Here is a 12,740-nt window from a genome sequence, read left to right as displayed (position 1 = left end):
GGGCCCGCGTCTGCCTACTGTGAGGCGGGATGCGACCCCGAGAGTGTCCCGCCGGGGCCCGCCTCACTCGCGGGGCGGGCCCGCATCGGCGGGACGCGGCGGTCGGCGTCGGAGACGTCGAGTAGTCCGGACTGAGCCAGCTTCCAGCCCAGCTGGAGGCGGCTGCTGCTGCCGCCGATCGCGTCGCTCAGTTTGGCGATGTGGTTGCGCACCGTCCGTTCGTTGATGCCGAAGCGCTTGGCGATGGTCGCGTCGGTGTGTCCGTCGACCAGCAGTTGAGCGATGGCCCGCTGGCGATCAGTGACCCCGTCGACGCTGGGCTCGGGTGGCGCGTAGAGCGGGGTCGCGGTGAACCACAGCTGGTCGAAGACTCCTGCCAGGTAGTCGACGAGCGCGGGCTGGCGGACTTCGAGAGCGACCTGACGGTCCTCCTGCGCCGGGATGATGGCTACGCTCCGGTCGAACAGCAGCAGCCGCTCGGGCAGTTCGTCCAGGATCCTCGCCTCGGCCATGCCGTCGAGTGCGGTGTAGTACTCCAGCAGGCCGCGGCCGTAGCGGGCGGAGGGCTGGTACAGGGTGCGCATCTGCACCTTCCGCTCGGCCAGCTTGAGAGCGCGGGGGAGCGCGTCGGCCAGTGCGGACTCGGAGCGGATCCCGCCGGGCTGGATGGCCAGCATCCGCTCCTGGGTGTTGTCCGCCGCCTCGTCGATGGCGGCCCTGATCCGGGGTCGGCCCTCAAGGATCGTGAACGGGCCGCTCTGAACGGGCCGCGAGACCTCCAGGTGCATCATCGGGTTGAGGAGCTCTGCCAGGCGGGCGCCGCGCTCACGCTCGACCGCCACCCGGCGCTCCAGCGTGTCCAGCAGCCGGGGCAGTACCACGGCGGCCTCCACGGCCAGGAAGACGTCCTCCCGTTCGGGATCGGGGTGCAGCAGACCGAGATCGATCAGGCAGGGTGCCCGCTCGGCCTCGGCGCGGGCAACGGATCCTCCCGACCGCAGAGCGCGCTCGTATATCTCGGCACCGTCTGCACAGACGTCCTCTTGCTCGGGGTGCTGGTGCGGCTCTATGCCCCCTGTCACTGCTGCCCCTCTCACCGGTGTTGGTCAGGCCGGATGCGGAATCCTACGGTCCGACCGGGTGTGGAAAGCGAACTGATTTTCGGTTACGAGGGGCGGTGTGCCGCCTGCGCACTGGCCCATCCCGCATCCGAACCGCTCGCCACCGCGCGCGATCCCGGGCGTGTCCCCGTGTCCCAGCGGCGCCTGCAGGCACAAAGATCCGTGTGGCCGTCCCCGTTCTTCGGTTGTCTCGCGGAGAGCCTCTCCGCCCCTCACGAACCCCCGAGGTGGCGTGGAAACGCCGCCGGATGCCGGTGTAGGGGCCCGGCGGAAGAGAACGCTCCGTGAGCCTGCGTATACCGTACCGGTATATGTCCAGGTGAGGGGAGAGGAAATTGTCCATCCAAGATCCGATGACAGCCGTTCCAGCCGCCTGGCTGCTGCAACGTGCCCGCTCGGAACCTGACACGCAGACGACACTGGCTCGGTTCCTCGGCGTTGCCCAGCCTTCGGTGCACCGCTATCTCAGCGGGGAACGAGAACCCACCTTCGCCGACCTGCAGCGCCTGATCGCCGCCATGGGATGCAGGTTAGAAGTGCTGGTGCGCTCAGAACCCCAAGCCGCCTTCCCCTTCCAGGAGGACCGGCTCACCGCCTGCCAGCCCTACCGGGTCAAAGAGCCTGCGCTTGCCCGCCTGCTGCCCATCTGCCTGCAACGCGAGCACGGAGGCTTCCCCGCCGACATCCCTGACGGACCCACCCCGGGCGAAGCACTGGGATGGCTCTACGAACTGCGGGTCCTGACCCGTCAGGCCGCTGCCCCCCGGCGCCGCCTGGAGACCGTCAGCGACAGCCACCACCACCCGCACGACGAGCAACTCCTGCGCCGCCTCAAGCCGGTCGGCTCCGGCGCCCGCCAGGCCGTCGCTGCGCTCGCCAGCGCCATCGACCGTGCGGCACAGCGGACGAGCCGCGAAGAACGCCGGCCGCGCCGTAGTCGCCGCGAGATCCCCGACCGCCTGGGCCGACGGACCTGGGCACACGCCGTGGTCTGCCTACGCGCCGATGCGACGATCTGCGCGGACCTCGCCCGCACCCTGCCCGACGAGGACCGCTACCTCGCCGCGGAGCTCAACGAACTCGCCCAGCACAGCGCCGCCTTATACCGGCAGGCCGCGGCGACCACCGCGTTCACCGCCTGGCGCAGCGACCTGGACGACCCACGCTGCCTCGACTGGCTCGACGGCGGACTCCAGAGCTGACCGCTCGGTCAGCCCTGGGCGGGAAACAGCTCGAGCAGCTTCTCGCGCTGCCGAGGCCCCAGCCCTCGGACCTTGCGCCGGGCCGGAACCTTCAACTCGGTCATCAGCTGCTGCGCGCGCACCGTGCCGATTGACGGAAGGGCGCGCAACAGCTGCTGCACCGGCGTCTTGCCGACCACATCGTCCGTGCGATTCAGCACGGTCCCAAGATCCAGTTCACCGGACTTCAACGCCGCCAGCACCTCTGCGCGTTCACGCCGCGTCCGCAGAGCCTTCTGCAACGCCTCGGCACGCGCCTCGGGACTCAGCGCAGGAAGCGCCATGGGTCTCACCCGTTCTCTCTCAGTCGATCAATTCCGGCCATCATGCCCTGACAACAAGCATTGCGAACAGGCGATTTACGGCGAGGACGGAAGCCGGGCCCGAGAGGTCAGGCCGAGTCGCTCCACGGCCCACTGCAGGGCCGGCTGTTCCGGGTCAGCGGCGATCCTCTCCGCCAGCGCCCCCGAGATGCCCTCCAGTCCGCTCAGGCAAAGGTTGGCGATATCCGTGGTGACCGCCTGGGCGCGGACCCGGTCCGCGGGCCCAGACCAGACCCTGGGCTGCCCGGGGTGGCTGCGCGCCCAGCGCGCCGATACCAGATGGGTGAGCCTGTCGCCGTCCCACCCGCTCAGCGCAGCCAGATACAGATGGGCCCGGCCGGCCGTGTCCGGGTCCGCCCGCTGGGAGAGACTGCGCTCGAAGTGCACCCGGGCCGCGCCAGGGCGGCCCGCCAGCAGCTGAGCGAGGGCGAACCCGTGACTGACCTGCGGGTCGTAGGGATCCTTGTCCTGGGCGGCCTCGTACAGGGGCAAGGCCTGCACCGGGCGGCCGGTGCGAGCCAGGAGCCAGGCCCAGTTGTGCAGATGAAGGGCGCTGCACTCCAGATGCGCGGCCTCGATCGCCGCCGCGAGTGCCCCCACCTGGTCACCCGCCTCCCACAGGGTGAGGGCGTGCAGGTTGTGGGCGCGCCCGGAGGTCGGCCAGCGCTTCACGGCTTCCGCCGCGACCTGCAGCGCCTCGGCGTCGCGCCCCAGATCATGCAGCGCGGCAGCGAGCGCCTCGTACCCGCCCAGCCGCTCGGGGCCCAGATCGAGGCAGCGTCGGGCGGCGGCCAGCCCCGCCCCCGCCGGGACGTCCGGGCCCGCCACGCGCCACAGTTCGGCCAGGTCTTCCTGGATCACCGCGCTGCCCGGGTCCAGGCGGGCAGCTGCCTCCAGTGCCTCGCGCGCTCCGGCAACATCGGTACGTCCCAGCAGGATCCGCCCCAACGCCCCGGCCATCCAGCCCTGATCGGGCGCCAGAACCACCGCCCGGCGGGCGGCGGCGATGGCCTCGTCGAAGCGCCGCAGCGCTTCGAGGGCCTCGGCCAGCGCGGCGTGCGCGGCAGCATTCAGCGGGTCCAGTGCGGTGGCACGGCGCAGCACGACGGCGGCCGCCGCAGGCCGGGCCAGGCACAGCAGCACCTCGCCCAGCAGTCGGTGGCGGTGGCTGGCGTGCGGGTCCTGCAGCTGACTGTGGGCGAGCGCGGCACGCAACTGCTGCTCCGCGTCTGCATGGCGGCCCTGTGTCATGGCCGCATCCGCCAGCTCGGTCAGCACCGCCGGATCGTCCGGATACACCGTGAGCCCCCGGCGAAGCACATGCTCGGCCTGTGCCGGGCGGCCACGGCGCACCAGGGAACGACTGAGATCGACATAGGGCTGCGAGAGCACACAGCCATCGTGGCCCTCGGGCTCCCTCCACAGCGGCTCGTCCCACCACTCGGCAACCCCGAAGTAGGCGCCCATCCACTGCAACTGGTAGCTCAGCTCCCGGTACAAGGCCTCGGCGCACTCCAGGTTGGTGGGCGCGAACTCCAGCCAGGCACGCAACACCGCCTCGTGCTCGGCCACCCGCAGCGGATCCAGCTGCCACCACAGATGGTGGAGGTGCTCGCTTCGCCGGACCTCCGCAGCGGCCAGCGCCGCGTCCGCCAGTTCCTCTCCGCCCTGGTCCCGCAGGGCGAAGGCCACCTGCTCTCGCAGGCAGGCGTGCCCCGGCTCCAGCCGCTCCGCCGCGCAGAAGGCGCCCAGACGCTCCTGCCCTCGCGCGAACAGCCCAAGCCGTACCTGGAAACGAGCACTGTTCGGATCCAGTCGAACGGCGGCGCGCAACTGCTCCAGCCCCGATTCACGGTCGCCCTGATCGCACAGGAAAGTGCCCCACAGAGCGCGCAGCCCGGCGTCCTCGAACTCCCAGCGCACCGCGTGCTCGAACTCCTTGCGCGCCTGCTCGGTGTCTCCTTCCCGCCACAAGGCCAGCGCCAGCTCCTGGGGCATGATCCCGGCACGGCGCAGGGCGCGGGTCTGCTCGCTGCGCAGCGCCGCGCGCTCCTCCTCGTCGAGCCCTTCGGCAGGCGCGATGTCACTGACGCCGGCGAACTTGTGGCGGAGCAGATCCAAAGCGAGCAAGTCGTTGATGGCATCAGCCAGTTGCCGCCACGGAAGCCACCCGGTCGGAGCCTGGCGAGCGTGCGTACGCAGACGGGCCACACGTCGCAGCCCCTCCTCGGCGGAGTGAACGCCTCCCACGCGGGCAGGACCGTTCAGCGCCTGCTCCTCCACGTCGCGCTCGTCGAACCGCTCACGTCGCATGCTGGGCCCTCTCCTGCCGATCCGGGTGGAGCCCTCACGCTCGCTGTCTGGCCCCCCGGAGGACTGGACGATCCCGGAGGATGCACAGGCAAGCACTCCCTCTCCCGCCTGACGGGCATCTCATCGCCCTGCCCGCACGTGGAGCGGGCAGGGCACCCCGATCGCGCGACGCACGGCTCCGCTCCTATCCGGCAGTCACACGGCCCGCCGGACGGGCAGGCCAAGGCCGCGGCCGCCCGCCCGGTGGGAGGCGGTGCGCCGCAGTGACCGCCGGATAGGAAGCAGGGATCTCTCCGCCGGTGGCCGCACTAGCTTCGCGCTGACCACCGCCAGGCCGCCCGCCGCACTCTCCAGGCGACTGCCGAACCAAGGAGCCCCCTGCACATGCGCCTTCGCCCCGTTCGCGCCCTCTCGCGTCCGGCGTCCATCGCGGTCGCTGCCGCCGTCTCCGGCACCCTCGCCTGGGCCCCGTCGGCGTCGGCCGCGCCCCAGGCCGACCGCTTCGGCCCCGGCTGGTCCATCCCCGATAGCGACGGCAACGCCGCGACCAGCCACATCGGCGCGTACGGGCCGCCGGGAATACGGGTCCACGGCGACTGGGAGACCTACTGCGCCGACCCGGAGAAGAAGGGCCCGGACGCGGCCGGCGGCTACGGAGCGCCCGCGGCAACCGCCCACTGGACTTCCTCGGTGACCGGTAAGCAGGTTCCCGACGCCCATGTCGCGTACGCCAGTTACGTGATCGGCCGGTACGGGCAGACCCAGAACGCGGCCCAGGCCGCAGCCGTGGACGCCGTCGTGTACGACATGCTGGCGGGCGGCACGTACGGCATCGACGGAGCCCGCGGCAAGCAGCGCCTGGCCTATCCGAACGTCTCCACCAGCTCACGCACGCTGGCCCTCGACTACATCGCCGAGGCCAAGAAGTACGCCGGCCCCTACACCCTGACCCTCACCCCAAAGACGAAGCAGGCCCCGGCCGGGCAGAAGGTCGAGGTCAGCGTCGCGGTCACCGCCACCCTCTCCGGCGCGAAGGTGCCCGGGGTCAAGGTCAAGCTCACCGAGGCGGGAGAGAAGGGCGAGAGCGGCCAGGTCACCACCGGCGCGGACGGAACGGCCCGCTGGAGCTTCACCGCCGAGACCAAGGGCACCGCCAGTGTCGAGGCGAGCGCCGACCAACTGCCCGGCTCCCAGCTGAAGCTCCTCACCCCCCGCGACCCCAAGGCCCAGCGGATGCTGCTCGCCGGCGACACCACCACCGCCAAAGCCGCCGCCACGGTGGATGTCACCGCCCCGCCCGGCGGCGTCCAGATCCGCAAGAAGGACCCCGAGGGCACCAAGATGTCCGGGGTCGCCTTCGAACTCCTCGACGCCGACGGCAAGACGGCCGCCCGCGGCACCACCGACCACGAGGGCATCCTCGCCTTCGACAACCTGCCCGCGGGCACCTACCTGCTGCGGGAGTCCAACAGCAACAGCCCGCTGCACGCCCTGGTACCCGACCAGAAGATCGTCATCACCGAGGGCAGGACAGCAGCCGCCAACCCCGTCGTGATCACCGACCCGTTCAAGCCCGCCGAACTCACCCTCAAGAAGATCGACAAGGGCAGCCGCAAAACCCTTCCCGGCGCGGTCATCAACATCGCCGCCGACACCGTGGACGCGGACGGCAAGCACGCCCCCGGCAAGAAAGTCGCGGCCCTGACCACCGGAGCGGACGGCACCGCCACCGCGAAGCTGGACGTCCTGCTCAAGGCGGGCACCACCTACTGGGCCACCGAGGTCAAAGCCCCCACCGGCTACCGACTCAACGCCACACCCCAGCAGCTCACCGCCAGGCCCGCAGCCCGGGTCGAGGTCACCATCGCCGACACCAAGACCCCCACCACCCCGCCGTCCACGCCGCCTGCCGCTCCGGGGCAGCCCGGCCCCCCGGCCGCACAGCCGCCAGCCCCCTCGGCACAGCTGGCCCACACCGGCAGCGGCAACATCACCTGGGCCCTGGGCGCCGGAGCAGTCCTGCTGGCCGGCGGAGGAGCGACGGTCTGGGCCGCCCGCCGCCGCAAGAGCACCGACACGCCATCCTCCTAAGGCAGCCCGCTGCCCAGCACGCCTTTTGACCGTCTCCGACCGCCATGACTGGACAGGGAGCCCCATGCCAGAACAGCGCCAGAGCTCCGTCGTTCCTGCGCCAATCCGCCGACGCCGGGCGATCGAGGTCTTCGGCAACCGATTCGGCCGCCTCTACAACGACGACGTTGTCTTCCCCAGCGGTGCTCGAGGCAGCTATCTGCGCTGGCAGTGGAATCAGCAAGGAGTCGTGGTCGTCCCCGTCGGACCGGCCGGGCTGGCCCTCGTGCCCACCTACCGATATCCGGTGGGGGCCGCCTCGCTGGAGTTCCCGCGCGGGGGCTGCGAGCCGGGCGAGGACCCCCAGGCGGCGGCCACAAGGGAACTGGAAGAGGAATCCGGCCTGAAAGCACTCTCAGTGCGCAACCTGGGCCAGATCCACACCGACACCGGCCTCATCGAGACCAGCGCTCATGTCTGCCTGGCCACAGTGCAGTCCGCCGCAGACGCGCAGGCTCGTCCCGAAGCGACGGAGTCCGTGGCGGCCCCTGTCTGGCTGCCCAAGCACTTGGTGCTGGAACGACTCCAGCAGGGGCGGATCACCTGTGCGGTCACCCTGGCCGCGTTCGCCATGGCGATGGCCGAACTGGACCGGCCTGCCCCGGCCTTTGCCACTCTGCAGCCCAGCGCACCGACGCAGGGATGAGGACCTGATGGATGCCCCGGACACGCGGACACCCGACCGCGACAGCCTGGCGAAGGAGCCCTTCTCGATACAACTGATAGACGCCACCGAGGGGTTCGTCCTCGCACGTCTGGCTCCCCACGCCACCACCGAACCTTCTACCGACACCGAGCGCATGGCCTCGCACCTGACGCACGGAGTGCGCCTGCACGCCATGCACGCCCGCCTCAACGCCCGCGCCGTCGGTCTCCACGAGGCCTGGCTGTCCTGGCGCCACCTGGCCGACCTGGCCCGAATGTTCAGCGACCACCCCGACTACCGGGAAGACTTCGGCCGCACGATCTGGGAATTCCCCCACCCGATCGCGGCGCGGGTACAGATCCGGCTCGCCTGCGGCCACCGCCATGTACCCCGGCCCGCGGGCGCCCGCATCTCACTCACCCGCGCCGCCCTCGACGGCGAACCCTTCAGCCGCCTGCGCGCCTCCGGCAGGCTGCGGACCACCGGCGACTTCACCGAGCACGGCGCCGGCACCTACACCGAACACTGGTACCTGCTGGCGGTCTGCTCGGCCTGTGTCCGCACCGCACCGGCCGCCGCCACCGGTCACGCCCTCGGCCGTGACCTGAAGGAAGTAACCGCGTGAGACCCATCAGACGCCGCCTAGCCCGCCGCCGCCTGGCCCGCGCGGCAGTCGCCGTGTTCATCGCCAACGAGCTGCAGTGGGGCGCCCTCCGGGACGAGATCCTCACCCAGCTCGGCACCGCACCCGCGCTGCGGGCGGATGCCGCCGCCGAAATGGACCGCATGCGCCGACGAGGACTGCGCGCCCTCCGATACGGCCTGGCCAGCGACCTCGCCCCGTTCTTCGCGAGGATCCAGGACGCCGAGCAGTCCGCAGAGCGCCTGCTGACCCCGCGCCTCATCATGCCTGCCCGGCGCGGGCCGACCACCGGGTGGGGCAAGACGAGCCTGGCCGACCGCGCAGCCGAGAAACTCACGGCACTCGGCGTCCGCCGCGAGGGCAGGCGCGGTAGGCGCCGGCGCCGCCGACCGCGCCCTGCCTGATTGGGATCAAGGGACACAGCCAGGCCTGTGTCCCTTGTCTACCTCTGCCCTCAAGGTAGATATCTCCAGGTCTAGGAGGTTCTTGGCAGTCATGCAGAGGGACGCGTAGGGACACTCAGGGACAGATTTCTCGGTCTTGCATGCGAAACCGGGTCCCGGACCGGGCGCTGGTCAGCGGACCGTGGGTGACTGTGACGAGGAGGGCGGAAGGGCCACGGTCTGCTGCTGGGCGGCGTCGATGGCCTGCTGCTGCCGCGCCGCCGGCACCGCAGCGCCTGTTGCCGCTCCGGGCCGGGTGTGCAGGTCGTGAACTCGTGAGGCCGCCTGCCCCCGTGCCGCCTCCGCCACGGACTGCAGGAAGAACGCTTGGGAGGCATCGCGCGTAGCAGCGGCTCGCTCTTCCCTGATCTCCGGCGGATAGTAATCGTACAGAGGTTCGAGGACTTGATGGCCGACGGCTCGCTCCGCCGCGTGCAGGAGTTGGCGGGCGGCATCGGGCTGCTCGACCAGCCGTTTCGGCAGGGCGTCGAGCGTGGAGGAGAGCTCCAGCGGCTCAGGGGCGGGGTCGGCGACCTGGCTGAAGACATCCATAAGGTTGCCCCGGTCCAATTCCCGGGAGAGGTACCACAGCCGCGCGCCGTTCTGCCGCACCTCGTGATCATCCCCGGGGGCTGGCTGAGGGGCTGCCGGATCAAGGCTGATGAGCCGGTCGAGCGCAGCCCGGGCGTAGGGCCGGGCCTCCTCTGTGTTCAGGGACGCGCCGGCGAGCACGGCCCAGTGGTGGCGAAGCCTCAACTGCTTCTCCGCTGTGGGAGCATTGCCCGCATTCTCAGCCTGGACGGCCCGCAGAGCGGCCCTCGTCTGCGTGTTGCCTTTCTCCACCGCCTCCCAGGCGTGTATGTCCAGGTGATCGGTCACGAGTGACAGTAGTTCGTGATCAACACGAAGCGCCCACGCCGCTCCGGCCTGGCGCCAGGCCACCCGGTCATCTCCGGGTCCACTATGCGCGGCAGCGGCACGGTGCGTCTCCCGAAGCCAGTCGGCCAGAGCCTGGCCGAGCCGCGTCTCCTGGACAGCTTCCGCCTCGCCAAGGGCCTGTGCGAGCACCCTGCCGACCGGTAGCTCGGTGCTCTCGGGTGAGGCCGCGGTCCCGGTAAGGATCACGTACCGCTGCATCGGCCGGTCGTGCTGTGCCCACTGCGCCACGGCCTCGAGCGGATCGGCGGTCAGCGTGCTCCAAGCGGTGTCGTCGTCGGCGACCCGGACCGCGTACCACCGGCGAAGGCCGCCTGCCTCGAGCGGGGCGCGCCCCTCCAGCAGCGGGAACAGAGCGTCCCATCGCGCTCCTGCCTGCTGTGCGTACCCGTCCGTATCCAGTTCGCCGCTCTGCAGCTCCTCAGCCAGCTCGTACAGTTCCAGCTGCAGATCGGATACCTCCTCAGCCCGCCGTGCCGCAGTCCACGCCTGCCCGGCGGCCTCCAGTGCTGCCCGTTGCGCCACGCTGGGTCCCTCGGTGGCCGCCAGTGCTCGTCCCTCCGCCGAAGTCAGCTGCTCGAACAGCACGCTCGTGTAGGCAGGGTGGTTGTCGGCCAGCTTGTAGGGGGCGGCGAAGCCGTCGGCGGGGTAAGCCACGACAGCCTGCCTCGGCGGCTGGGTGAACTCCACGTGTGCGTAATGGGTGTTGCCGACCGTAGCCGAGGCCAGGATGGTGGCGCGTGGCGCCGGTCCCGGGCGAGTCCCCAACTCATCGGCAGCTGGCCCGAGGTAGACATCCTCGATGTCAGCGTCGTCTGCTTCCGCCAACTTGGCTGCTTCCGCGAGTTCGGCCTTGGGTCGGTAGACGGCACGCCGCTGGCCGAAGAAGTCGCCTCCCCAGTCGAGGGCTGTCTGCTGCTCGGCTGCCCCCCGCTGGATGCGCTCCAGCATGTTGGCATCCTCGGCGAAGCTGGCCAACCGGCTCACCCAGGCGAGGACCGGGCCCCGGGGAGGTACTTCGGACAGGTACTGGATCCAGCGCACTCCCATCTCCTCCGGGTGCAGCCCCTCGGGTTCGTCGGCCAGCAGCCACTGCGCCAGTTCGCGGTCCACTTCCCAGTGCTCACGGGGCGCCGACAAGGTCGCGCGGACCTGCTCGACCAGGCTGCGCGCAGTGCGTTCCCGCCACTGTCCGCCGCCTTCGCTCTCTTCGATTCGGACCGGGTTCGTGGAGAACAGAGTGTCCGGACCGGGCCGGTGCTGCTGTGTCCACACCGACAGGGCCTGCCGGGGATCCGCGGTCACCCGGTACGGTCCGCCCTCGGGACCGATGCGCAGCAATGCTGGCGCCAAGGCCGGCACCGTCGCGGGCCCGTCGGAGGGCACAGACTGGTTCCAGGTCAGGGCTCGCAGTGTCTCGTCGACGCGGCCCAGCGCCATCCACCTCTCCACCTCCCTCCGCTCCCGCAGGCTCAGCAGGTAGCCCTGATCCAGGGCGTGCGGCACGTCGAGCACCTCGTCGAGCACGCTCATCTGCCGTGCCACCTCCAGCCGCGCCTGCTGCTCGCTGGGGAATGCGGCCCGCAACAGGCGGCGCGCCTGCGCCACAACGTCTTCGCCCGTACCCGCCGGTGCCCGGGTGATGATCTCCTCGTGGTGCGCGGCGAGGAACGCGAAGGCGGCGTCCTGGGCCGTCTGCTGCTCCTCGGACGCTGCCCGTTGGACCCTGCTGCGCTGCCAGAACTCGCGCTGAGCGTCCTCGCCGTCCGGTTCCCAATCCCGCCGCACCAGGCCGGGATCTCGCTCGCGAGGCCAGCGGGCCGCCCACGCCCGCTCTTGCTCGGTCAAGGGCTCGCCCTCCGGGGTGAAGCGGCCATACAAGTCCGCCACTTCCTCAATCCCCGGCGCGCTGTCGGCGTAGGCCTCGTAGAGTCGGTTTGACTCTTCGAAGTTGTCCCCGGCAGGAAAATCACGGTAGATGGCATACAGACGTTCCGCCTCAGCGATGGTCTCGGCGGTGTACCGGTAAGCGACCTGCGCCCACTGCCTCAGGCCGGGGTGGTCCTGCCCCAGAAAGCCGGCGATCCGGCCCGCCTGTATATCCCGGTCCAGGGCCATAGTGAGGAAGAAGTCTGCGGTGGGCCTCAACGCAGGTGCCTGCCTGGCCGCCTCGTTCATCTGCCGCCACGCCTGCTGGTAGTCCTGAGCGGACCATTCGGGCCAGGAGTCGCGGTCTGGAGAGCCCCACTGGCTTTCGTGCTCCAACAGCGGCAGCAGCTCGCCCACTCGGGCGCGCAGGCGTTCCCAGTCACGATCGGTGAGGTTGGCGAGCGCAGGGTCTTCCTCGATGCCCTCGGGAAGCGAGGTGCGGAATGCAGCTGCCCATCGATCCGCCGCGATTTCGGTACCCAGCCCCAAAGGCGTTTCTGCAGTGTCCAGATGATGCCGAAGCCATGCTACTTGGGCGTTACGCCACATGTCTGCCACCAGGCCGGGGGAGGGCTCGCTGGCGGCGAGCTCGGCCAGCGACACCTCGTGAGCCCGGTCGTCGTCGACCGCCAAGACCCGGTGAGCAAGCCCCTGCTGGTCGGCCCGCAGGATGTACAAGGCGGCGTCCAGCGGGTGCGCGCTGACGTACTCCGTGGCTTTCCCGTCAGGGCTGGTGGTGATCACGAAGTAGCTGGGGTCGTCCGCCATGCCGCCTCCTCCATCTGCTGCTCGAAGGGCACAGCGTGCCTTCGCCGACACGGAGACAGCGGTGTTGGCCGCGAACTTTGTGCACCGCTCCCGCCCCACGCAACACCATCGTGTTTCCCGTCCCGCCACACGGTGGGCGCCCGCCGATGGCGACCTCGCCGCCACCGCCCGCGCCACGCTGCGACAGCTCGACAAGTGGTGGGATACGGAGGGCGGCGGGCCCGTCCTGCGGGCTCTACACAGGGAT

The 12,740-nt window shown here is 70.6% G+C and carries 9 protein-coding genes; 5 read left to right on the top strand and 4 right to left on the bottom strand.

Features of this window, described 5'->3' with window-relative positions:
* Positions 1-14: 14 nt before the first annotated feature.
* Entirely contained in the window at positions 15-1,082 is a 1,068-nt protein-coding gene (locus ACWC0C_RS39365) for a LuxR C-terminal-related transcriptional regulator (RefSeq protein ID WP_450869270.1), read from the bottom strand.
* Between the two features lie 392 nt (positions 1,083-1,474).
* On the opposite strand from ACWC0C_RS39365, the gene ACWC0C_RS39360 reads away from it, so the two are divergent.
* Positions 1,475-2,323: a helix-turn-helix domain-containing protein gene (locus tag ACWC0C_RS39360; protein ID WP_450869269.1), complete on the top strand. Its 849-nt coding sequence runs from the start codon at positions 1,475-1,477 to the stop codon at positions 2,321-2,323.
* An 8-nt stretch (positions 2,324-2,331) separates the two neighbouring features.
* On the opposite strand, the gene mihF is transcribed toward ACWC0C_RS39360, so the two are convergent.
* Complete coding sequence (gene mihF / locus ACWC0C_RS39355) at positions 2,332-2,646, bottom strand: integration host factor, actinobacterial type (RefSeq protein WP_450869268.1); 315 nt, start codon at positions 2,644-2,646, stop codon at positions 2,332-2,334.
* A gap of 75 nt (positions 2,647-2,721) precedes the next feature.
* Positions 2,722-4,998, bottom strand: coding sequence for a tetratricopeptide repeat protein (locus ACWC0C_RS39350; protein WP_450869266.1), 2,277 nt, complete (start codon positions 4,996-4,998; stop codon positions 2,722-2,724).
* Positions 4,999-5,382: 384 nt separating this feature from the next.
* Between ACWC0C_RS39350 and ACWC0C_RS39345 the strand changes: the two genes are divergently transcribed.
* The 4 genes from ACWC0C_RS39345 (at position 5,383) to ACWC0C_RS39330 (ending at position 8,821) form a co-directional block, all read left to right on the top strand.
* Positions 5,383-7,089 (top strand): SpaA isopeptide-forming pilin-related protein, encoded by a 1,707-nt coding sequence (locus tag ACWC0C_RS39345; protein WP_450869265.1) that lies wholly within the window; start codon positions 5,383-5,385, stop codon positions 7,087-7,089.
* A 64-nt stretch (positions 7,090-7,153) separates the two neighbouring features.
* Positions 7,154-7,774 (top strand): NUDIX hydrolase, encoded by a 621-nt coding sequence (locus tag ACWC0C_RS39340; RefSeq protein WP_450869263.1) that lies wholly within the window; start codon positions 7,154-7,156, stop codon positions 7,772-7,774.
* A gap of 7 nt (positions 7,775-7,781) precedes the next feature.
* Positions 7,782-8,399: a hypothetical protein gene (locus tag ACWC0C_RS39335; protein ID WP_450869262.1), complete on the top strand. Its 618-nt coding sequence runs from the start codon at positions 7,782-7,784 to the stop codon at positions 8,397-8,399.
* Positions 8,396-8,821: a hypothetical protein gene (locus ACWC0C_RS39330; protein WP_450869261.1), complete on the top strand. Its 426-nt coding sequence runs from the start codon at positions 8,396-8,398 to the stop codon at positions 8,819-8,821. Before ACWC0C_RS39335 ends, ACWC0C_RS39330 begins: the two co-directional genes overlap by 4 nt.
* A 171-nt stretch (positions 8,822-8,992) precedes the next feature.
* Here ACWC0C_RS39330 and ACWC0C_RS39325 read toward each other — a convergent pair whose 3' ends face one another.
* On the bottom strand, positions 8,993-12,493 hold the full coding sequence (locus ACWC0C_RS39325; RefSeq protein WP_450869259.1) for a hypothetical protein: 3,501 nt from the start codon (positions 12,491-12,493) through the stop codon (positions 8,993-8,995).
* Positions 12,494-12,740 lie beyond the last annotated feature (247 nt).

It is taken from the genome of Streptomyces sp. NPDC001709, from assembly GCF_053596375.1.
The sequence above is the reverse complement of the archived record's forward strand: the minus strand, read 5'-3'. Positions and strand labels throughout refer to the sequence as shown.